Below are 21,470 nucleotides of genomic sequence, written 5' to 3'. Positions count from 1 at the left end.
CGACTACTTGTCGAGGCCGATGGACGTGTCGATGAACTTGTTGGTCACGAGATCGTCGACCGTGAGGCCCGACTTGACCGGCGTTCCCAGCTTGTCGAAGATCGGGGCGACCTTCGTGAGCAGATCGCCGACGCGGTCGGTGTCGAAGTCGCCGATCGTGTCGTTGTCGCCGTTGCTCGCCAGGCCCAGCTCGAGCTGCGTCTTGACCGAGTAGTCGGCGACGCCCTGCGTGTAGACCCAGCCGGTGTCGTACTGGTCGACGAGGTCGAGGATCAGGGAGTTGGCGGCGGCCGGGTCGGCGTAGTAGTCGACTTCGGCCTGCTGGAGCACGGGCACGAGCGCGGTGAGGCAGGGCGAGAGGTCTTCGAGCTCACCCGAGCGCACGGCCATCGCCGAGATGTAGGGCTGGTAGCCCAGATCGTGGATCAGCTGGTACTTGACCGGCTTGCCCCACGACGACACCTCGTTCTGGTAGATGTACGGCTCGGCCGAGGCGAAGCCCTGCTGCGCGTCCTTGCCGGCCGCGGCCACGAAGCTGGCCGGCGTTCCGTCGTAGCCGCCGTCGACCTGCTCGGCCGGAATGACTCCGCTCGACTTGAGGTACTCCATGTAGGTGTAGCCGTCGAAGTAGCGAACGATGGCGCCCTCGGCGACGACGTCGGGGATGGACTTCGCGTCGGGGTATGTCGCCGGGTCCCACATGATCATGAGCGGGCTCTTGTCGAGCGGGGCGAACACCGCGGTCGTCGGAAGCGAGTCCGACACCTGCATCGCCTCGTCGCTGACGACGTAGCCCAGGGTGATGTCGGTGTCGGTGTACATCTGGCTCGACACCGACTGGAAGCCGATGGCCGGGCCGCCGGCGCGGATCTCGACGTTGACTCCGGTGTATTCGCCCTTCGACATGAGCGGTCCTGAGACGAGCTTGTTGCTGGCGTCGACCGTGTAGTCCTTGCCGAGCAGCTCGTAGAGGTGGCCGTGTTCGGCCTCGGGGTTCCAATCGGTCTGGATGACCACGTTGGCGGGGCATCCGGCTGCCGCGAGGTCGGTCGAGCCGATCGCGAGATCGCTCGACGTGCTCGAGTCGGTGCTGCCGGATGCGTCGGTGCTGCAGGCGCTGAGGGTGACGGCCGAGAGGGCCACCACACTGGCTGCGATGAGCCTGGTTCGGGTGCTGCGCATGTCGTCTCCTGGTGTGGGTGAGAGGGGAGGTGGTGTGGAGCAGGTGCTGGGCGAGTGGTCCTCAACAAAAATGTTGATAGCTTCAACACAATGTTGATAACAGCTAAAGTAGTGTCGCGATGTTTCAGCCGTGTGACGGCAGAAATGCGGCGTGTAAATTTGGCAGCGACGCTCCTGTCGGCACTCCGCCGGCGGATGCCGTCGCCTTCGATCCCCTGAGGAACTCCATGTCGCCGAGCGCAACCATCGACCCGCGGGAGTCGCCCGACCTCGGCAACCGGATCCGCAGCATCCGGCGCCAACGCGGGCTGACGCTCGTCGAGCTGGCGAAGATGGCCGAGCTGTCGCATCCGTTCCTGAGCCAGGTCGAGCGGGGGCTGGCCCAGCCCAGTATCGGATCGCTCGGCAGGATCGCGCGCGCCCTCGGCAGCAGCCAGGTCGAACTGCTCGCTGCCGGCGCCTCGAGCACGATGCCCCTCGATCAGCCCGCGCCGCGCGTCGACATCGTGCGCGGACGAGAAGGCTCCGAAGGTGGGTTCGGGTCGGGCCAGGGTCGCATTCTCGTGCGCGGCGATGTGGCACTTCTGCCGATGGATGTGCGTGGCGAGAACGCGGAGTTCGGCGACTTCTTCCAGCACGACGAAGACGAGTTCCTCTACGTGATCGAGGGGTCGATCAGGCTCGATCTGGGCGACGACGGGCTCTTCGCGTTGGACACGTCGGACTCCGCCTATTTCAAGGGGGGAACACAGCACCGTATCTGCTCTAGCGACGGTGGGCCGTATCGGATGATCGTGGTGAAAGAGGTTCTGAGGCCGGGCGCCTCGGGCTAGCTCGTGAGCAGATCCTCCTGGGCGTCAAGCAGATTCGCGACCGCCGACTCCAGCGCGCTCACGTCGGCGTCGGTCGCGTCGGTGGCGGCGTAGGCCTGCACGAACGCCCACCGACCATCCGCAGCGACCCACCACGACCACCGGTTGTCATCCACGCCCTGCGACGTCGGGCCGCGCACGCCCCTCCACTCGCCCTGCTCGAGAGCGAGCTGCTGCGAGGTTCCCGGGCCGCACGCTGCGACCTCCGCATCCAGCGCTGAGACGGCCGCCGCGGCATCCGGGCCCTCGATCACCGAGATGCCGACCGAGCCGACCAAATCCTGACTCTCCGCCGATTCAACGAGGTCGAGCGTCTGGATGGCTGCGGCCGCCGGCTCCCAGCCGGCGTAGAAGGCCGTCTTGCGGGCCTCGTCGCACTCGGGCGTCGTCGAGTTCCACTCCGGCGTATTCACGACAAGGGTGAATGCCGAGACCGTCCACGTGCTGCCATCGATCTCGCACAGCTGCGCGGGAGTCACCACGAACGGGTTCGTCGTGGTCTTCGAGTCGCCGTTCGAGCAGGCACCGGATGCGGTCGGCCCGGTCGTCGACGACGCCCCCGGCCCGTCGCCCGGCCCCGCGGTGCAGCCCGTGAGAACGACGGCGGACAGCGCGAGGAGCGCGAGTCGTGCAGGTGTCGAGGTGGACGCGCGGCGGCGATGAGCTCGAGTCATGACCGAACTCTCACACGGAAGCGCATCGGGTTCAAGCGGCTGCGGTCGATCGAGGCGGGGTGCAAAGCTGAAGCGCGCGGCCCACTGAAAGGAAACACCATGCTCAAGGTCCTGTTCATCGGCGGAAACGGCATCATCAGTTCGGCGTGCAGTCGGCTGGCGGTTGAGCGAGGCTTCGACCTGACTCTGCTGAACCGGCGCCGCGATAGAACACGACCGCCGATCGACGGTGTCGAGACCATCGTCGGCGACTCGACGGATGCGCAGAGCATGCGGGATGCGATCGGCACGAGAACGTTCGACGTGGTCGTCAACTTCCGTGCTTTCAGCCCCGAGCAGGTGAAGGCCGACGTCGACCTCTTCCGCGATCGCACCGGCCAGTACATCTTCATCAGTTCGGCGTCGGCGTACCAGAAGCCGGTGACCCGCTTTCCGATCGTCGAGTCGACCCCGCTCAAGAACCCGTTCTGGCAGTACTCGAGAGACAAGATCGCGTGCGAGCGGGTGTTGATGCAGGCGTTCGACGAGCACGACTTTCCGGTCACCATCGTGCGCCCGTCTCACACCTACGACCGCACGCTGGTGCCCCTCGACGGCGGCTGGACGGTGATCGAACGCATGCGGCAGGGCAAGCCGACGCTGGTGCACGGCGACGGCACCTCGCTGTGGACCCTCACCAATCACCGAGACGTGGCTCGCGGCCTGGTGGGCTTGCTCGGTCTGACGCGCAGCATCGGCGACGCCATCCACATCACCGGCGACGAGATCCTCACCTGGGACATGATCGCGAACGAGCTCGCGGCCGCCGCCGGCACCACGGCGCACATCGTGCACGCGGCGTCGGCAGAGGTGGCGCAGGCCTTTCCGGAGTGGGCGGACGGAATCATCGGCGACAAGGCGCACTCCCTGATCTTCGACAACAGCAAGATCAAGTCCTTAGTTCCGGACTTCGTCGCCAGCGTGCCGTTCTCCCTCGGCGCCAGAGAGATCGTCGGCTGGTACGACGAAGACCCGAGCCGACGGGTGGTCGACCACGAACTCGACGCTCGAATCGACGCGTTCATCGCCCGGGTGTCGGAGCGCGTCTGACGAGGAGTCGCGCGCCCGCGCCCAGTTGCCTGAATCTGCCGCTTCGGTGTGAGCGGACGCGACGGATTCGGGCAACTGGATGCCTGCTAGTCGAGCCCGGCCAGCAGGCGGAGGGCGTTCAGCCCCTGAGGGGTGCCGGGCCAATGGCGCTCGAGGGCATCCGGCCCCGCGTGGCGCGTGGCGAACCTCAGCACCAGGGCCACGACGATCATGTCGTCGGCGTAGCCGATCACGGGGATGAAGTCGGGCACCAGGTCGATCGGCATCAGTAGGTAGCCGAGCAGAACTACGAGCCACACCCGAACGCCGCGAGGAACGGTGGGATCGGAGACGAGCCTGCGCGTGAGTCGGACGATGTCTGGGCCGAGGCGAAGGGCCGCGACGAGCGTGATCTTCTCGGACTTGCCTCGCGACATCCAGGCGAGCGCGGCGATCAGGGCGAGCCAGAGCAGCACGAGGCCGCCGAGCACGCTGAGGAGCACCTGCCACCATTCCATGGGGGCAACGCTAGTGCCTGCATTTCAGTGTTCCACGGGCTGTTGTTTGCCGGCTTCCCTGCCGAACTCGTTCTCGAATCTTCTTCGCTCGTTCGCAGCGAGAACCAGTTGTGTGATTCCGATGGTCACGAACAGGACGGCGGGAAAGATCGCGTACAACCGGAGGGGGCGACTCGGGTTGACGATGAACAGGATCACCTCGAGCGCCGGGAAGAGCACACCCGCCGCTAGAAACAGCAGCCCTGAGTTTCGCGATCGGTTGATCCTCATCCGCTGTTGGATGAGGGAGCCAGGACCATGAGCGGTTTCGGCTGCTCTGTTGCGACGGTCGGTTCGGATGCGCGCTGCCGCCCCTGCAAGCGCGACTCCGGCGAGACCGATCATGGCACCCCAGAAGGCGTCTGCTGCGAATGCGATGACGAGCCCGACGGCGGCTATCGCGACACCGCCGATGATCGCAATGAGGACTTTATTGGTCGTGCCCTTCTTGCCGTGCCGACCGCTCATGGTTTTCCCCGTTCGATGGCACTGCTTCTGTCGCTCATCATCTTGGAGGCGCCGATTTCAGTTGCACAAGGAGTTGCGGCCGCTGCGCGGATCGGCGGCGCGGGCGGGCGTGGTCAGAGGTCGCGCTTCTTCATCCACAGGTTGACGGGGATCGCGATGATGCCGACCGCAATCAGGGCGAGGCTGCAGATCACGAGGACGCCTTCGTTTCCGGCAAACGTGAACCCGTTCCGTGCCGCCATCACTATTCCGACAACGATGCAGACGTAGGGCAGGATCTCGCGCAGGGGATTGAACCGCAGGCGTCGAAACCTCTTCGGAGTCGAGTCGTCGTTGTCGCCGCCGGTGCTCATTGATGCAGTCTTTCAGGGACAAGCCGCTAGAGAAAGCCCCACGCTTGGCGGGCCGAGCTCCTCGCCCTTCGCCCAGTTGCCCGAATCTGCCACTTCAATGGGTGGGGAGGCGGCAGATTCGGGCAACTCGGCTGGCGGGTGTGGTCTCGATACGCTTCGGCCGCAGGCGGCCTCCGGCTACTCGACCGGCGCTGCGGCGCGCTGCCGCTTCGACCGGGGAGACTACTTCTCGTGAACTTAATCGCCGGGATCGTGCAATACCCATTGTGAGCACCGACAACGAGATCATCGAGCGCTCCCTGCATAGTGCAGGGGCGTTCGCCGAGGTATTCGATCGCCACGCGCGCACCGTTCACCGGTACGCCGCGCGGCGGCTGGATGCGGGGGCGGCCGACGACGTGATGAGCGAGACGTTCCTCGTCGCGTTCGAACGCCGAGAAGCCTTCGACGGATCGCACGATGCCCTGCCCTGGCTGCTGGGCATCGCCACGAACCTCATCAAGAAGCACGCGCGGCTCGAAGCGCGCGCATGGAAGGGGCTCGTCGCATCCGATCTCGGCCGTGTCGACATCGACGCGATCGAGCAGGCTGCGGCACGCCTCGATGCGAGCGCCACGGCGCGACGCATCGGTGGGGCGCTTCGACGGCTTCCGGCCGGCGATCGCGATGCCCTGCTTCTGTATGCCTGGGGCGACCTCGATTACGAGGGCGTCGCATCCGCTCTGGGTGTGCCCGTCGGAACCGTTCGCTCACGTCTCAATCGCGCACGCCGCAAGCTGCGCATCGCAATCGATCCGGGCGCTGCCCGTGATGAGGAGGTCGATCATGGACGAATTGTCTCTGCTTCGCCGGATTCGCTCTGAGGTACGCGAGCCCGAGCAGGCCGCTCTCGACAGGGGGCGCGCGGCGCTGCTCGAGCGCGCCGGTTCCGAGGCGGGTTTGGATGCGCGGGCCGGTCTGGCTCTTCAGGGCGCGCGGGTTCAGGGCACGACGCCGGATGCCGCGGCAGCCGTCGCGAAGCGACGTCATCCGGTGCGCTGGGTCGGCATGGGCGCCCTCGGTGCCGGTGCGCTGGCGGTGGCCCTGATCGCCACGAACGTGCTCGGATTCGCCGGGTGGCGCGGTGGCGCGGAGCCGGCTGCGGCCGACGCTCTGCAGGCGGCGGCGCTCGCGGCGGTCGAGAACTCCGACCCGGTGGTGGCGCCCGGGCAGTACCTGCTGGTCGAGACCGACGCGGTCTACGGCAACACCACGCATACCGAGGCGGGCGATTACGTGAGCTATCTCACGATGAACCGAGACAAGCTCTATGTTCCGTCGGATCGTGCGGACGACTGGGTGTGGGTGCGGTCGTTCCGCGAGCCGTACGCGTCGTTCAACGCCGAGGGTAAAGCGCTGGCGCAGAAGAGCTACGACGACGAGGTGGCCGAGGCCGACGGCGTGCCCGAGCTGCTTCGGGCTCCCGACGCGCAGTTCTACGGCAACTCGACGGTGCCTGACTTCGATGCCCTGCCGCGGGATCCGCAGCAGTTGCTGAACTACATATATAAGGTCACGGCGGGCGGCGGCAATTCGGCGGATGGCGCGGCGCTCGGCTGGATCGCCGACACCCTCCGCACAGGGGTGGCGCCGGCGGATGTCCGTGCGGCGCTCTACCAAGCGGCCGCCGGAATTCCCGGGGTCGAGATCACCGAGCAGGTGGCCAACCTCGACGGACGAACGGGCATCTCGATCGGCCGGGTGGAGTCGGCCGACAATTCGAGGCAGGACCTGATCATCGACCCGCAGACCGGCGCGCTGATCGGAGAACGTCGGGTGGAGCTGGGCGATGAGGGCTGGGGCTTCCCCGCCGGAACGACGACGGGCTTTACGGCGGTGCGCACGTCGGTGGTCGACTCGGCTCCCGAGGGCGGAACGCAGAACGGGCAGTTCGACCGCGAGGGCTGCATCGACAAGGGCAACGGGAACTTCCAGTGCTGATGGTCACCTCTGCGCCGATCGAATAGACCACCCCCTCGTCGATCGAGTAGCGGTCGCGAGGAACGAGCACCGCGTATCGAGATCATCCCTGGGTGGTCTCGATACTCCTCGCCCGTGGCAGGCCTGCTTCAGCCCCCTCCGAACATGCTCGCGAGCACGAAGAAGCAGGTGGTCTCGACGGCGTCTTCTCGGCCATCGAGCTGAACGCCGCCTGCCTCTACGCCGCAGGATACGGTCGCGGGCTTGTTGTCGGGAGTGTGGCCGATGATGAGATAGAAGATCGAATGGATGGAGCCATCCACGACGCAGGACGTTCCTCTGGTCCAATCTCCAGGGGGTGTCACGTCTTGGCGCGTGCCATCGCAGATGTTCGTCCAGAGTGCCGGGTCGTCGAGTAGCGACACGTCAGTCGAGCCTCCGTCGAGTGTTTCCAGCAGTCCGCCTTGAACGTAGACGGCGTCGCCCAGCGCGTCGCGTGGGGTCGAGTAACCATCTCCGTCCGTGTCCAGGTCGAATCGGCATGAACTGAACTCCGTGGGCGAAATGAGCGTGTACTCGGATTCCGGAACGGATGAACCGCTCGGGCTCAGTGCGTAGACGGGAATGCCACCGCAGTCGATAGTGATCTGTTCGCCGATCTCCATGCCCTCGCTGTAGGGGGCAGACGATCCTCCACCGTCGCTTGATTCTTCGACATCGGCGGTGGCGGCGGTGGCGGTGGGCTCCGGAAGCGATTCTGTTGTCTGTGTGGTCGTGGGTTCCGCTCCCTCCCGCGAGGTGGCGCATCCACCGAGGCTGAGAGCAAGAGCACCGACCAGGGCCCAGATCGCGAGGCCGGTGAGTCTGCGATTCCTCCATCTTGCGGCCGCCGAAGTTATCTGTGTCACGCCGTTCCCCCGTGTTCCTCATCCCCGATGTGCTTGAAGGGAGCGTATCGGAAGAGGCGACTGTGACCGACAGCGTTCTCCGTCGGTCGGTATTGAGGGTTTGTCACATCGCCTGCTATAAACATGGTGGGGATACGCGCCGATCACACACGCTCGGCTGAGGGGGACGGCCATGCGCCTGAAGAAGCCCGGAACGATCGCACTGGCCGCTGTGATCGTGGCGCTGGCACTATGCGGCTGCTCGAGTGAACCAGAGGCGTCGAACACGCCGTCGCCGAGTCGATCGAGTGAACCCACGACGCCACCCGCCGCGACTGCGACGCCGACACCGAAGTTCACCGGCGCAATCGACTACGACCGCCTGACGGGCGACGCCTGGACGACGTTGAGTGCGCTCGACAGGTACGCGGCGTGCAACGAGTTCTTCGCTGCGCTCATCCCCGGTGAAGCGGCGATGACCCAGAACAGTTTGGCACCGGAGGTGCAGAGCTGGTTCGCGAAGCGGCTCGACGTAGTTCAGGCGCTCGTGCTGGACAAGTCCAATGACCTCAATTTCGAAGCGGCCAAGAACATCGTCGACTGCCTCACCAAGATTGACAACGTGTCGCAGGAAGAATCCGACGGACACAAAGGTCTTCTCAGCGAAATAGTCGGACTTCATCAGTCGTCGATTGAGGGTAACCACCTCGTTTATATCGATCCGGCCCAGATCACTCGCTACAGCGATGGCAACTACGATGCCACGTCGACGACGAGCCTTCCCTACAAAGCGCTCTCTGTGGAGGGGTACGCGAACAACGGGTTTGGCGACATGAAAGGCCAGCTCCTGATGACGTACTACGAGTGGACGTACGAGGAAGCGGCCTACCGGTACGTTCTGACCAGCCCCGCGTATGACACGACGGTGCCCCTGTATTTCGGAGACAAGCCGCCCATCGTCGTGGACCCTTCCCGGCAGAACGCGCGCGCCGACCAGAACTGACCGTCGGCTCGTCGGCGACCGGGCTGCGCTCGGCGTCGATCGAAGTGCGGCCGCGCTCGGCATCGGACTACCCTGATCTCAGTGAAACCTTCTTTCTCTCTGTGACCCAGAGGCCATTCAGCGACACCCGGTTGCTCCTCCATCGAGGGGCGGTGATTTCGTGCGCCCGCAGAGGGAGCTCCCTGCGGAGTTCCCCTGCACCCTGGCCCCCTGACGAAACCACCTCAGAAAGACCATTCACTCATGACGTTCGCCGACTCTTCCGACGTGCCCACCGACATCCGCTCGGCCCTGCGAGCCAACTGCACTGACTGCTTCGCGCTCTGCTGCACGGCCTTCGGCTTTCAACGATCCGCCGACTTTCCGATCGACAAGCCGGCGGGTACTCCGTGCTCGAATCTCACCGACGACTTCTCCTGCTCCATCCACGACTCTTTGCGGCCACGAGGCTTTCGCGGCTGCACTGTCTTCGACTGCTTCGGTGCAGGCCAATACGTGTCTCAGACCCTGTTCGGGGGAACGAGCTGGAGGGAACTCCCCGACACGAGCGCGGCCATGTTCAGCACATTCGCCGTCGTGCGGCAGCTGCACGAGATGCTCTGGTATCTGGTCGAAGCGGGCGAACTCACCAGGATGTCTGACCTCGCGAAGCCGGTGAACCATCTCCGAGACGACATTATGCGCGCCCTCGACGGCGATGCTTCATCGATCGTGGCGTCTGATGTCGAGAGTCTTCGCGCAGAGGTGCGGAACACATTGATCGAGGTGAGCGAAGAGGCGCGGGGCGGCTATGCCGCTACCTCAGGCGGCCTGGGCGACCTGCATCCGTCAGCGGACCTCGTCGGTCGCGACCTGCGATCAGTTCGTTTGTGCGGCGCCGACCTCCGAGGTGCTTACCTCATCGCGGCGGATCTTCGCGGTGTCGACCTGGCGGGCGTAGACCTGCTCGGCGCAGATCTGCGCGACGCGCGGCTCGAGGGAGCAGACCTGTCGAATGCGCTGTTTCTCACGCAGTTACAGGTAGATGCGGCTCACGGCGACGGCACAACCGCACTGCCACCTGCGCTCAGGAGGCCGCGGCACTGGGTCAGCTAGACGTTAGAGGTCGCTCAGCTCGTCGGGCCCGGGCGTTGTGAGATCGAGTTCGCCATCTTCGCTGGACGGCGAGACGCACCCGTTACGAGTTGACCAGACCAGCAATTAAGATGAGTGCTGCAACCACCGTGACGATGCAGAGGATCACGGCGGTGTATCTCAGCGCCGGGCGAGGGTGGAACGCCGTCACAAAAAGGGCAGCGTTCAGAGCGCCCAACGTGAGGGTGGCGAACAACGCATAGTCGCGCAGGTCGTCGGCGTCACACCACCAGGGCTGTGGAATCACCGCGGGGCAATTGCCCGTCGGCGGTTGCCAGAGGACGATCAGCACGACAGCCGAAGCGAGCAGCGCGACGCTCACCATGATCCACCCTGAGCGGTGGCTCGTGCGAGGTGCGGTCATCTTGGCAGGATAACGAGGCGCGGGGTGAAGTTGGATTCGCATGGTTTACGGCGATGAGACATCGGGTTCCAACCTCTTCGCGAGCGCCCAATGCGAGTGCCTTAGCGTGAGGGCATGACCTCGCCCTCTTTCCCATCCGGCCGCCGCTCACCCGGCCGACGCATCGACGTCGCATGGCTCGCCGCCGCGATGGCGGCGGTGCTGTGGGTCGCGAGCGGCGCGATCAACGGCGCGCTCGTCTGGAATGGATTCCTCGGCGGCAGCATCGGCGCCGTCCTCCCCGACACCATCCCCCTCTTCGTCTGGGCCCGAACTCCGTTGTGGGCGGCGCTCGCCGCGCTGATCGGTGCCTGCGCGATTGTCGTGGCTCACCGGCTCGTTGTGGGGGTCGTCGGCGAGACGAGTTCGTCACGCACGCGCTTCGTGATCGTGTGGTTCGCCACGATCGCGGCCGGCGCCCTCGTCGGCTTCGCGGCCGATGCGACGACGATCATCGACGCCTTCCCGCCCGGCCGATTGCAGATGCTCCTCAACGGCCTCGGAACCCAGGCAGCAATCGGCGCCTATTGGGGCCTGGTGCAGGGGTGGGTTCCCGCGCTGATGCTGGCGGTGCTGGCTCGACGTCGGGCCCGCGTGCCCCGCACATCCACTGACGGGCGCGAGCCGAGCCGCCGCGGGCTGGCGATTCTGTCTGCGGTGGTCGTCGTCGCGCTCGCCACCGTGGTCGGCATCGGCGTGGCCGGGGTGCGCGACGCGAACAGGGCCGCCGTGCAGCAGGATGCCGTCGCGAACGGGTTCGACGAGAGTTCCGGGGCGCTTCCCGACCCGTATGCAGAGGGTGTTCCGGTTCCGACGGTGGCTCCGGATGCGGCTTCGCCGGCCGCCGATTGGTGCACGCCCGACCAAGCCGCGATGCTGATCGGTGAGCCGGATGCGGCGACCGGGCACCGCGTGCTTTCGGTGAAGCTGATGAACTTCTCCGACGCGCCGTGCGTGGTCGACGGCTACCCCGACTTCGCCTTCGCAGACCAGAACGACCACCTACTAGACGTGACCATCGAGCACGGCAGCTCGTTCGTGGCGACGGACCCGGGCCCTCAGCGGGTGGAGATTCCCGCTGGCGGATCGGCGATCACGTATCTCGGATGGGACGCGGCCGCGACGGGCGGCCAGCTCGTGGCGACGAAGATGTTCGGCGCGCAATATGCGGGTGCGGTGCGCGGGTCGTGGCCGGTGGATCTGGATGTCGTGGCGGGCTCGACCGTGGCCGTCACCGCGTGGGCGCTGCAGGCAGCGGTGGGCTGAGTTTTCGGCTAGGGCTGAGCGGCGGGTCGGCGACCTAGCGACGTCTGGAAGCGCACGAGGTAGCCGTCGGGATCGGTGACGAGGAACTGCTGCACTCCGGCCTCTTCGTCGCCGACGCGGTACCAGGTCGTCTCGAGCGGCAGATAGAACTCGACCCCGGCTGCCTGCATTGAGTGGCTGAGCGACTCGGCATCCGGAACGCTGATCTGAAAGTTGATGCCGCGACCGAACGGGGCCTTGAGCGGCCCGGTCATCCAGTGCCGCCCGTCGCCGATCTCCTCGAGCATGAGGTGCGCCGATCCGAGGGTGAGGTAGGCGAACCGCTCCTCGGGCCGATCGTAGGCGACGTCGAACCCGCACAGGTCGCGCCAGAAGGCGAGGCTGCGGTCGAGATCGGTGACGAGCAATTCGGGGACGAGGGCGGGTGCGGGTGGGGTGGGCATCGGACCATCGTTGCATGGGGCAGAAAGTAGGTCGGGGCGAGTGCGCGACTTTCTGAGCGTAATGATGGGGGACGAGTACGTGTCTGCGATCTCTCAACTTGGTGACGGCCCGACAGACGTGTCGCTGCCGATGCCATGCGATGGCTGGTACATAGTGCCCAGCAGGTGTGCCGATAACCACCTGCGCGATCAAGGCGGTGAGACCGGGTACGCCGGAGCTCGACATCGCTTCTGTTCTCTACTCGACCGGGGTCGCAGACCCGTCGGCGGCAGCTGTCGAGCAAGACGGACCGAAGTTCGAGTGTCGAGCGGGTCTATCGAGTGCTAGCGGGAGACCAAGCATGGTCCGCCCTTCGTCCAATGATTGACGCCCCTTTTGCCACCGTCGGCGAGACGCACGCTTACATGCCCAGCGCCGAGTTCAGTTTGCCGACTCCTAGCCTCCGAAAGCCGATCGCCACTTATCGATAGTTTCATGTTCGTCCCGCAAAACGCTGAGGTTGGTGCCCGATACAGTTGAGCAATGAATCGAAGGGCTGAAGCGCTAGAACTCACTGAAGCGCTTCTTACAGATGTCGAATTGGCGCAGACATCAACTTCTAGGCGGGTTTTGAAGACACTTCGCCTCGCTCGGCTATTGCGCGATGTGGTGGCTCAGGAGTGGCTCGGGTACGAGCTGAACGGTGTTCCAGGTACCGAGGCAGGCCAGACGTGGATGGCTCGAACAAAGCGGTGGATAGACCGAGAAGCGAAGACGGGCTATTGGGGGTCGGCTTCAGCCGTTGAAGCAATGATGGAGTCGTCCCAATCTGCACTCGCAGGGCACTCAGCTCAAGTAAGTCTCTCGGGAGACTATGTGAGCAGTGCGATGAACAACCGAGCGACTCAAATCAATCGAGGAGCCGGGCAGATCGCGGCCCTAGCCCGAGTCTTAGGGGCAGTTGATGCCCAGATTTACCAGTATGCGGCCGATACTTACGCGGAACTTCGATTTGGTGAGGTCCAGGCATCCCTCTTTGAGCAGGCACAGCAGTCTGTTGATGGCTCGTTGGCCGGAATGGCCGGGAACGCGCTGAGAATGATCGACAGTCTGGCTGAACGATTGGGGTCCGATGATCCTTCCGCGGTAAGCCAGGCGATGACCACGTGCCGTCAACTTATTGACGCGGTGGCTGATCACTTGTTCAAGCCACGGGACGAGCCCTACGAGCTCAATGATCAGATGCGGTTGGACGTCAAAGCTGACAAGGTGAAAAATCGCATCAACGCGAGCATTCATCAACGTGGTATCGCTGGGGGTCAGGCCGCACGACTGGGGAACACCCTCAATCATCTCTACGATAGGGTCTCCGCTGGTGTGCATAACTCAGCAGTAATTTCCGGTCAAGAAGCTCGCTACATCTTCATAAACACCTATACATTTTTGGGCGAGGTGTTGACGTTGGATCGAGCAGAATCTGACTAGATTTTTGCCTCCCTCATAAAATCGCCCCACGGCACCCATTCGGGTGCTGCCCAAAAATGGACAGCGCCCGATAGGTCAGAGAGTCGGTCAGCACGGGAATTTTCCATTAAGACCAGACCTGGCCTCGCTGGTCGTGACCTCTAAAACGGATCCACGGGTTGGGTCTTCGTTTCATGCGGATCCTAGGGGGTTCCGAACCAAGTTCGGGCTCGTTTCTCCATCTGGCAGCAGACATCGGCACCGAGTTTATTCGGTGTCTGATGCTCGTGGTTGACTTATCTAGATACCGAAGGAGTCCCATGTCACAGCGCCTCAGCGCACTCGAGATTTGCGCCGGTGCAGGTGGTCAGTCTTATGGTCTGGAGCAAGCCGGTTTCGACCACGAGCTTGCAGTCGAGATCGACCGAGACGCTGCGGCCACCCTGCGCTTGAATCGTCCCGGGTGGAATGTTCGCGAAGGAGATGTTCGCGAGATTAATGGGCGGGACTACCGCGGCATCGATCTGCTCGCAGGCGGGGTCCCTTGCCCGCCGTTCAGCATGGCCGGAAAGCAGCTTGGAGCGGATGATGAGCGCGACCTTTTCCCTGAGGCTATTCGGCTTGTTCGTGAGGCGAGGCCAGCTGCCGTGATGCTCGAGAACGTCAAGGGTTTGGCATCAGCGCGGTTTCAGACATATCGAGACTCGATTCGGACCGAACTTGAGTCGATGGGATACGCGACGGATTGGCAATTGATCCTTAGCTCGGAATATGGCGTTCCTCAGCTTCGCCCGAGGTTTATTCTCGTCGCTATTCGTCGCCAAAAGTTCAAGAAGTTTGAATGGCCAGGTGCGGTTGGGACTCCGACGATGGTTGGGGAGGCGCTGTTGCCACTCATGAGTGCCAATGGCTGGGCGGGGGCTATCCCTTGGGCGCAGAAGGCGAATTCGATCGGCCCGACCATAGTCGGCGGCTCGAAAAAGCACGGAGGCGCGGACCTGGGGCCAACGCGTGCCAAACAAGCGTGGCTAGCACTTGGCGTCGATGGCAAGGGTGTGGCTGATGAAGCTCCATCGATGAATCATCCGGTTCTACACGTTCCTCGGTTGACCAACGAAATGGTGGCTCGAGTTCAGGGATTCGATGCGGGTTGGAAATTCGCCGGACGAAAGACATCCGTCTACCGACAGATTGGCAATGCTTTTCCGCCTCCGGTTGCGGGCGCAGTGGGCAGCAGGATCGCTGCGGCCTTGGGCGTCTCGAACTCGCGCGGACGACTCTCGGTGGTCGCATAGACGCGTTCTAGGGTCTTTCTCGATCGGGTACGCGGTAGTTTCGATATATGGGCAGTAGCCGTAATGCTGAGATCCCCGCTCCCGGTGATATTTGTCAGGCTGATGAGCGACGATCGGGCACCCCGGAGCCACACGTAATTCAGGATCCAGTCGACGACGTAGAGCTGGTTAAGGTTTATCAGTGGCTGAAGGCGCAACCAGTCGAGGATCTGCTGCGGACTGCGGCCGACGATGCCGTGAAATACGTGCTCGACGGTCCACGTACGTGGCGATTTGATCTCACGGACTCCTCGGTTGACTCTGACGAGCGGTCGTCTGTCGGAACCAAGCTGCAATATCACGTGATTAGTCAGCTCGGGCTCAAGAAGGAGCCGCCGCTTGATACGAGCATCCTTGGGGTCGCCGTCGAGATCAAGGGGACTACGCGGACGACGTGGATGATCCCAAGGGAGGGTCAGTGCGCTGTCACGCTAATGATCCGAATCGATGCTAGGGCGCACACGTTTGAGGCGTGGCTTATGCGCACTCATCGCGCTTGGCTGACCGGGGGGAAGGGAAATCGCGACCTCAAGCGTTCGCCAATCGCGGAGGCGCGACGGCGCTACGCCCTGCTGGTTGTCGCTGAGTCGGCGCTACCTCCGGAACCGCTCCATCGGCTGAGGCGCGACGAACTTAGCGTCATACTTGGGTCCGGGGGTCTGCGAGGACGGCTTGTTTCGCTGTTCGAGGCTTTGCCTGAAGTCGTCATCCCCCGGGGCTCGATAGCGATCGTCGGTGCTGGCCTTTCCGACCCCATGAAACGAGCCCGCGAGGCCAAAGTCGAGCTCCGGAAGCGAGGGCTGATCGTGCTCGTTGGGACCTGGACCGATGAGCGCGAACTTGCCCGCATGCTTGGTTTCGATATATCAGGTGAGGCGTGGGTCGCTGTGCCTGCGGAATCATTCGCGTTTCACGATCTTGAGATACCACCGCCGCGTTAGGGGCGAAAAGAAGCGAGGGTGATTTTGGTTGCCGCCAAGCGAGAACCGGACGTGATCCAGAGCGCCGTGCTGCATGCGCTCCTCCCAGACCGGAGGGCTGAGCATCTAAGGGCTGGTCGACGCACTGAGCAATACTGCCTAGCGTCGGTGCGGCTTGATTGCCCAGGCGCAAATCAGCGTCCTTCATGTAGAACCACGTTTCGGGTCGCGTCTGCGTAGGATTCGATTTCTTTCAACGACGGGATGGGAACGGCATACCGTCACCTATTGGCGCGATGTCCGAGACGAAGGTGAGGGTGTGTGCTCAGGTGTGCCGACACAGCACGACGGGCAGGTGGCGGATCTAACTGCTTCTTGGGGAAATTGTGCGGCCACTAGGATCGTGCTAAGCATCAAGGGGGAGCGATGACCATACAAGTAACTGAAGGCGTGACGATTCGCCAACAGTTCGTCGACGCACTAGTCCGGCTCGGGGCGCAAGAGGCGGACTTTCCAAATCTCATTCGTTCGTATGAGGCAAGCCAAACGGTTATCTCCAATGCCCGTTCTCATCTCTTAGCCTCGGACCTTGATCCTCAAGTCGACGTGATTGGATTCGGGTCGCTGGGGCGATACGAAATGTCAAACGAATCGGATCTGGATTATGTGATTGTGCGTCACGGGCCCAGCAATCAAGGAGAGACGTGGACCGTTGACTTAGTAGACGGGTTACGGAGCGTCGTTGTTCCCGGGCGAGAGATTCGAGCTCCCGGTTCGACGGGTCTTTTCGGCGCAATTATTGATGCAGGTGACCTGTACGAGGTTATTGGTCTAGAGGCCGATACAAATCGGACGCACTCGCGCCGTTCACTTGTCCTGGAAGAATCTGTATCCCTCTGTCGTCCTAATTTGCACAAAGAGCTATTGCACAAAATGGTGAAGCGCTATGTAGATGCGATCCCATTGGGGAGCAGCTGCGTGCCAAGGTTTCTTGTCAATGACTTGGCTCGTTATTGGCGCCAGCTCGCAGTGGATTACCAAGCGAAATCTGAGTCGGGCGCTCCGAGCTCGTTGCGCCGCCTAAAACTAATAGGTCCGCGAAAGTTCACCTACGCGTCGTCCGTTCTACCGCTTCTGACCTTGGATCTGAGGGGCCTGGACAAAGACCAGTTAGTCGACACCATCGTGGACACATTTCTGTTGCCTCCCTCCCTTCGCTTCTTGAGGGAGGTCGAGTATCTTGTATCTACCGGTGCCAGCGTTGATACGGCCGGACAGGCTCTCAGAGCCGTTCGAGCAGTCGATGCCTTTAACGGCTTACTGTCGGATGGTGAGTGGAGACTGTTGATAGGAAAAGAACAGTCCAGAGAAGAAGCTGAAAAACTGAAAGAGTTTGCGGAGGCTCGGGAACTTGCCCGCGAACTGCAAGCTGCTTTAGATGAGATATTTTTCTCACCCAAACTCGAGGCGCTAACGAGGAAGTATTTGGTGTTCTGATGAGAGAGCTAGATCAGCCAACGGGAACCCGCACCTTCGTTCGTGCGGAGACTTCGGCTGATTGTGAGGTATGTGGCTTTGGTCTGTGGATTCCCATACTAAGGATGACGAAGTCCGAGATTGGGCTTTACAGCGACTCTCGTTTTCCAGGTCGCTGCATCGTCACCTTGCGTGATCATTTCGATCATTTGAGTGACGTACCGGCGATCGAGCTGATGACCTTCATGGAAGAGATTCAGTTCAGTGTTGATGCGATCAAAAACGCGACGTCTTGCTCGAGAGTGAATGTGGCGATTCTCGGTAACGCCGAAAGTCATGTGCACGCACATTTGATACCGCGTTTTCCTAATGAAGAATCTCTACCAAATAAGGCTCCGTGGGAGGATCCGAGACCGAAGAAGTCCTTGAGTCATTCGGACGAAGATCTTTTGGTCGAGAAGATAAGGGCTGGCCTCGAGCCTGCACTCACGTCTAGCCAGGTGCGAACCACCAGGCTGATTGGTCGCCGTAAACCACACGTGCCTAAGCCGCTTAACACTGATCTACCTTTGTTCGACCTTCTTTCGGATAGCGAAATTCTTCGTTGAACTTCGTCTCCACAGGAGATGGAGCGCCTTCGGCAGTGCACAGTTTCATCGATTTAAGCGGAGGTGCTGGAGGCTTGGCGTTGGGCCTCGAGGACGCAGGATTCGAACCCCTTCTCGTAGTCGAAGGCAACCCTGACGCGCGTGGGACGATCCGGGCGAACCGAGACTGGCCTATCGAGCCTGTCATGAGCGAGGTTCTCGCGGAGAGGCTCGCAAGCCAACGAGTGACCTTGTTGGCGGGCAATGTAAGTAGTGCGGGAATCAGCGTTGCCGGAGTTAGCCAAGAGTCAGATGGGCGTGTCGTGTACATGCAGATCTTGGAACTTGTACAAAGAATTCGGCCAACCGCTGTACTCCTGATTAATGTGGCGGGCTTGATGTCGGCTCGGTTTGCCAAACTCCGTGCAGAGATTGATGAAAAGCTCGTCGAGGACGGGTACCGGCCCGCGTGGAGCGTACTGGACAGTGCGGATTACGGGCTTGCTCAATCCCGCCGCCGCGCGGTTCTCGTTGCGATCCAGGCCGATGCGTTTTCACGATTTGTCTGGCCCGCTCCGATTGGGCCGCCTCCCAGCGTTGGGGAGGCATTGCTGCCATTCATGTCCGCAAATTCCTGGCCCGGTGCGAGGCAGTGGGCGCGACTAGCGCGTGGTGTAGCGCCGACGATAGTCGGTGGGTCGAAGCTTCACGGGGGGGCTGATCTTGGGCCGTCAAGGACAAAGGATATTTGGTACACCCTTGGCGTGGACGGTAGTGGCATTGCCGAGAAACCCCCTTCCCTTGACACGCCCAAAAGGGCGTCGCCGCGTCTGACCAACCCGATGCTTGCCGCTCTCCAGGGGTTCCCAGACAGTTGGATTTTTGAAGGCAAAAAGACATCGGTTTATCGGCAAATAGCGGGGGCATTCCCTCCGCCCACAGCGGTAGCCATCGGTCGTGAGCTAATGGAGGCACTTATCCGGGTTTGACCTGGGTCATCTTTCTTGAGCGTGTCGACAAGACGCCCCTTCATTCATTCGGCCGAGTTCACGTCTCCCGCTCGACCATATCTGCCGCGATCCCGACCAGCATTTCCTTTCAGCCTATCCGCGGCGTTCTCCAAGGTGTGCAGACCTACAGTCGTCAGCTACGCGGCTTCGTCTTGATCGAAGAGGATTTGTTGTCGATCGTACTTAGGGTTGCGTCGTGACTTGTCAATCGAGATATCCCTGATGTCTCCCTGCGGGCAGAATGGCGATGCCGATCAAAAGGGGAGACTGCCGCCATGACAACACCAAGGGGAAAAGGAGCTGTCCGATATGGCGGGGATAGCGATTCGAACACTCAGCTGCGCTCGGCGCTGGCGCAGGTCGGTAGTTACCGTTGCTACTCGTGTGGAGAACCCAAGCGGTTTTCGGATCTACAGATCGACCACCTAATTGCACAATCAGTCTCAGTCGACGAACTCAGTAAAGTGAAGCTAGCGCTCGACCTACCCGAGAAGTTCGACGTGCAGGGGCCGGAAAATCTCGCCGTGATATGCGGCAGATGCAATCGGTCCAAATCGAACAAAGACTTGCACCGTAAGTTGGCTTTTGCCGAGCAAGTGGATAAATCAATTGCGAGGGCCGACGATGTGGTCTTGATAGTCGAATCGATGAGAAACGGTCACGGGCTGTCGGCGTCGTTAGCGAGCGCGTCCGCGGCTGACTTAGGTGACTCCGCCACACAAGATACCTTCTCGACTTTCGCTCCTGGGCTGGTTCAGCGTTTTGCAATGCTGGATGAGGGGCTGGTGGACTACGTGAGCCCCGCAAACCTTCGTGTATCAAGAGGGTGGGAAGGCTACGACGTTAGGGTTCTGATCAATAACCGCCTTCGGTTTGTTCAGAGTTTTGTGCGAGTGATGCTTGATCGTGAGTTCATCCAATTAATCGAGGACGTCTCGTCCGATCTTGTGGACTACACGATCGAGAAGACGCGGGGCCATCTGGTGATTGGGCCCGATGAATCCTTTGCTCACGAGTTCGCAGTAGATACGCCGGTCATCCAACATATGGAGGTGACCGTCGACGATGCCGAAGTGACTTGGGATGGTGAGCTTGTAAATTTCGAAATTTGCGGGTCGCTTGATGGACGGGTGATTGCTCATGTCACAGGGGATGATCCAGATGAGCCAGGCGCGCTTCGCGACGCACAGACCGATGTCGCCATCTACGGAGCGTTTCGATCAAAGTTTGTTCTTTCTCTGGAGGAGCAAGATGAGGTTTTGAACTACGACATTCACCATGAAGACAAGTTTGTGTTGGATCCCGATTGGAGCACCAATTCGATCGAGAGATTGTTCGATGATTTCTGACTGGAGCGATCACGGCTACTTGGCCAGCGACGAGGCTTACAACACAACGAGGTGACGACGCATGCCGCGTCACCCTCGCCTGAATTTCTCAGCCTGGTCTAGGAGCCGGGTGTCTCATCCGTCTTCTTCACGGGTGCGTAGTCCACCAACGGTTCACAAACAGGGCAGACGATTTAGGAGGGCGACCCGCGCTGTCGGTTGCTGTCGACGACCAGCAGGCTCAGGCGCCGGTGGCCTCGAGCGCTCGAGGCGTTTGCGGATCCGCAGGTTCTCGACGCCTCGACGCCCCGGTCATCCTTCGATGTCACGCTGTCTCCGGAACAAATGGCACGCGCGAAAATAGGCGCTTCGTGGGCTGCCGGCCGGGTCGCCCGCCCCGGATGACGGCCAAAAGCCGGCACCTCCCCCGGTAGGCTCCGTACTCCGGAGATCGTTCGGCCCAGGCGCCGCATCCTTGCGCCGGGCGTACGCTCGCATGATGGAACCCCTCGCCCCCGGCATGCGCCGCATCGGCGCGATCTTGCGGCGGCTGCCCGGCGCCTCGATCGCCAATACGACTCCCGAGCAGCTTGCGAAACGCAGCGGTGCGAAGACGCCCGAGCTCGCGGCATCCATTTTGATGGGCAAAGCCCCCAAGTCGGTGACGCTCGAGGATCGCACCGCGGCCGGCGTTCCTGTTCGTATCTACCCGGAGTGGACCGCCACCCCGGGGCAGGCGACCTTGGGAACGCAGGAGGCCACGCTCCTTCCCCTGCTCGAGAGTCGCGAGCATCTCGACTGCTTCTGGGTGGCACCGGGCGGAGGAAGCGGCATGGGGCTGTCGACCTCGATCAGCCTTGCCGCGTCCGACGAGCTGGCCTCACTGGTGTCGCAGCTCACCGCCGCTGGATTCGGCTGCACGGAGCAGAGCGGCGGAACCCGCTGCGCCGTCGACCGCTCCGACGAATACGCATTGTGGGGAGAAACGCACTTCATCGGAGGCGGCCTCTGGATCGCGACCTTCTACGTGGATTTCGCGCCCGACGGGTACACCGACGACATCGTCAGGACGCTGGTGCCTGCCTGAGATTTCGACGAGTTA

At 62.2% G+C, this 21,470-nt stretch carries 23 protein-coding genes; 15 read left to right on the top strand and 8 right to left on the bottom strand.

Translation table 11 applies throughout. The features are described from left to right. Positions 1–3: 3 nt before the first annotated feature. Positions 4–1,182 carry a hypothetical protein gene (locus ASF06_RS09285; protein ID WP_055945809.1) on the bottom strand — a complete coding sequence of 393 codons (1,179 nt, stop codon included), beginning with the start codon at positions 1,180–1,182 and terminating at the stop codon, positions 4–6. A gap of 227 nt (positions 1,183–1,409) precedes the next feature. Between ASF06_RS09285 and ASF06_RS09280 the strand changes: the two genes are divergently transcribed. After that, positions 1,410–2,015 (top strand): helix-turn-helix domain-containing protein, encoded by a 606-nt coding sequence (locus ASF06_RS09280; RefSeq protein WP_055945806.1) that lies wholly within the window; start codon positions 1,410–1,412, stop codon positions 2,013–2,015. Here the strand turns inward: ASF06_RS09280 and ASF06_RS09275 are convergent. Next, on the bottom strand, positions 2,012–2,728 hold the full coding sequence (locus ASF06_RS09275) for a hypothetical protein (protein WP_055945802.1): 717 nt from the start codon (positions 2,726–2,728) through the stop codon (positions 2,012–2,014). The genes ASF06_RS09280 and ASF06_RS09275 overlap by 4 nt on opposite strands. A gap of 99 nt (positions 2,729–2,827) precedes the next feature. On the opposite strand from ASF06_RS09275, the gene ASF06_RS09270 reads away from it, so the two are divergent. Next, the gene (locus tag ASF06_RS09270; RefSeq protein WP_055945799.1) at positions 2,828–3,817 is read left to right on the top strand and encodes an NAD-dependent epimerase/dehydratase family protein; all 990 of its coding nucleotides are present in this window, start codon (positions 2,828–2,830) and stop codon (positions 3,815–3,817) included. Positions 3,818–3,903: 86 nt separating this feature from the next. Here ASF06_RS09270 and ASF06_RS20205 read toward each other — a convergent pair whose 3' ends face one another. The 3 genes from ASF06_RS20205 to ASF06_RS09255 form a co-directional block, all read right to left on the bottom strand. Then, positions 3,904–4,314, bottom strand: a complete 411-nt coding sequence (locus tag ASF06_RS20205; protein ID WP_055945795.1) for a YkvA family protein — start codon at positions 4,312–4,314, stop codon at positions 3,904–3,906. A 24-nt stretch (positions 4,315–4,338) separates the two neighbouring features. Beyond that, a complete protein-coding gene (locus ASF06_RS09260; RefSeq protein WP_055945792.1) occupies positions 4,339–4,821 on the bottom strand; it encodes a hypothetical protein in 483 nt (160 codons plus the stop codon). Between the two features lie 113 nt (positions 4,822–4,934). Next, positions 4,935–5,174 carry a hypothetical protein gene (locus ASF06_RS09255; RefSeq protein ID WP_055945789.1) on the bottom strand — a complete coding sequence of 80 codons (240 nt, stop codon included), beginning with the start codon at positions 5,172–5,174 and terminating at the stop codon, positions 4,935–4,937. A gap of 266 nt (positions 5,175–5,440) precedes the next feature. Here ASF06_RS09255 and ASF06_RS09250 point away from each other — a divergent pair, with 266 nt between their 5' ends. Next, entirely contained in the window at positions 5,441–6,037 is a 597-nt protein-coding gene (locus tag ASF06_RS09250; protein WP_055945787.1) for an RNA polymerase sigma factor, read from the top strand. Further along, on the top strand, positions 6,000–7,154 hold the full coding sequence (locus ASF06_RS19485) for a CU044_5270 family protein (RefSeq protein WP_055945783.1): 1,155 nt from the start codon (positions 6,000–6,002) through the stop codon (positions 7,152–7,154). Before ASF06_RS09250 ends, ASF06_RS19485 begins: the two co-directional genes overlap by 38 nt. Positions 7,155–7,282: 128 nt before the next feature. On the opposite strand, the gene ASF06_RS09240 is transcribed toward ASF06_RS19485, so the two are convergent. Then, on the bottom strand, positions 7,283–7,798 hold the full coding sequence (locus ASF06_RS09240; RefSeq protein ID WP_055945781.1) for a hypothetical protein: 516 nt from the start codon (positions 7,796–7,798) through the stop codon (positions 7,283–7,285). 415 nt (positions 7,799–8,213) lie between these two features. Between ASF06_RS09240 and ASF06_RS09235 the strand changes: the two genes are divergently transcribed. Together ASF06_RS09235 and ASF06_RS09230 are read left to right on the top strand one after the other, a co-directional pair. Then, positions 8,214–9,023: a hypothetical protein gene (locus ASF06_RS09235; protein ID WP_055945778.1), complete on the top strand. Its 810-nt coding sequence runs from the start codon at positions 8,214–8,216 to the stop codon at positions 9,021–9,023. 243 nt (positions 9,024–9,266) lie between these two features. Then, the gene (locus tag ASF06_RS09230) at positions 9,267–10,118 is read left to right on the top strand and encodes a pentapeptide repeat-containing protein (protein ID WP_055945776.1); all 852 of its coding nucleotides are present in this window, start codon (positions 9,267–9,269) and stop codon (positions 10,116–10,118) included. Between the two features lie 82 nt (positions 10,119–10,200). On the opposite strand, the gene ASF06_RS09225 is transcribed toward ASF06_RS09230, so the two are convergent. After that, positions 10,201–10,521: a hypothetical protein gene (locus tag ASF06_RS09225; RefSeq protein ID WP_157439130.1), complete on the bottom strand. Its 321-nt coding sequence runs from the start codon at positions 10,519–10,521 to the stop codon at positions 10,201–10,203. Between the two features lie 114 nt (positions 10,522–10,635). Here ASF06_RS09225 and ASF06_RS09220 point away from each other — a divergent pair, with 114 nt between their 5' ends. Beyond that, positions 10,636–11,826 carry a DUF4232 domain-containing protein gene (locus ASF06_RS09220; protein ID WP_055945771.1) on the top strand — a complete coding sequence of 397 codons (1,191 nt, stop codon included), beginning with the start codon at positions 10,636–10,638 and terminating at the stop codon, positions 11,824–11,826. Positions 11,827–11,834: 8 nt separating this feature from the next. Here ASF06_RS09220 and ASF06_RS09215 read toward each other — a convergent pair whose 3' ends face one another. Beyond that, the gene (locus ASF06_RS09215) at positions 11,835–12,269 is read right to left on the bottom strand and encodes a bleomycin resistance protein (protein WP_055945770.1); all 435 of its coding nucleotides are present in this window, start codon (positions 12,267–12,269) and stop codon (positions 11,835–11,837) included. A 523-nt stretch (positions 12,270–12,792) separates the two neighbouring features. Here ASF06_RS09215 and ASF06_RS09210 point away from each other — a divergent pair. The 8 genes from ASF06_RS09210 to ASF06_RS09180 all read left to right on the top strand — a co-directional run bounded on the left by ASF06_RS09210 (position 12,793) and on the right by ASF06_RS09180 (position 21,455). After that, entirely contained in the window at positions 12,793–13,734 is a 942-nt protein-coding gene (locus tag ASF06_RS09210) for an AbiTii domain-containing protein (RefSeq protein WP_157439129.1), read from the top strand. Between the two features lie 299 nt (positions 13,735–14,033). Beyond that, positions 14,034–15,008, top strand: coding sequence for a DNA cytosine methyltransferase (locus ASF06_RS19175; protein WP_082500809.1), 975 nt, complete (start codon positions 14,034–14,036; stop codon positions 15,006–15,008). Positions 15,009–15,055: 47 nt separating this feature from the next. Beyond that, positions 15,056–15,988 carry a NaeI family type II restriction endonuclease gene (locus tag ASF06_RS09200; RefSeq protein ID WP_055945764.1) on the top strand — a complete coding sequence of 311 codons (933 nt, stop codon included), beginning with the start codon at positions 15,056–15,058 and terminating at the stop codon, positions 15,986–15,988. Between the two features lie 405 nt (positions 15,989–16,393). Beyond that, complete coding sequence (locus tag ASF06_RS19480) at positions 16,394–17,464, top strand: hypothetical protein (protein WP_157439128.1); 1,071 nt, start codon at positions 16,394–16,396, stop codon at positions 17,462–17,464. Positions 17,465–17,568: 104 nt separating this feature from the next. Further along, positions 17,569–18,051, top strand: coding sequence for an HIT family protein (locus ASF06_RS19170; protein ID WP_162237695.1), 483 nt, complete (start codon positions 17,569–17,571; stop codon positions 18,049–18,051). 35 nt (positions 18,052–18,086) lie between these two features. Further along, on the top strand, positions 18,087–19,019 hold the full coding sequence (locus ASF06_RS20200) for a DNA cytosine methyltransferase (protein ID WP_162237694.1): 933 nt from the start codon (positions 18,087–18,089) through the stop codon (positions 19,017–19,019). A gap of 296 nt (positions 19,020–19,315) precedes the next feature. Beyond that, positions 19,316–20,389: an HNH endonuclease gene (locus ASF06_RS09185; RefSeq protein ID WP_157439127.1), complete on the top strand. Its 1,074-nt coding sequence runs from the start codon at positions 19,316–19,318 to the stop codon at positions 20,387–20,389. Positions 20,390–20,867: 478 nt separating this feature from the next. Continuing rightward, positions 20,868–21,455 (top strand): hypothetical protein, encoded by a 588-nt coding sequence (locus tag ASF06_RS09180; protein ID WP_157439126.1) that lies wholly within the window; start codon positions 20,868–20,870, stop codon positions 21,453–21,455. Positions 21,456–21,470: the final 15 nt, after the last annotated feature.

The sequence above is a fragment of the Agreia sp. Leaf244 genome (assembly GCF_001422695.1).
GTDB lineage: Bacteria > Actinomycetota > Actinomycetes > Actinomycetales > Microbacteriaceae > Agreia.
This window is presented reverse-complemented; position numbering and strand designations above follow the sequence as displayed.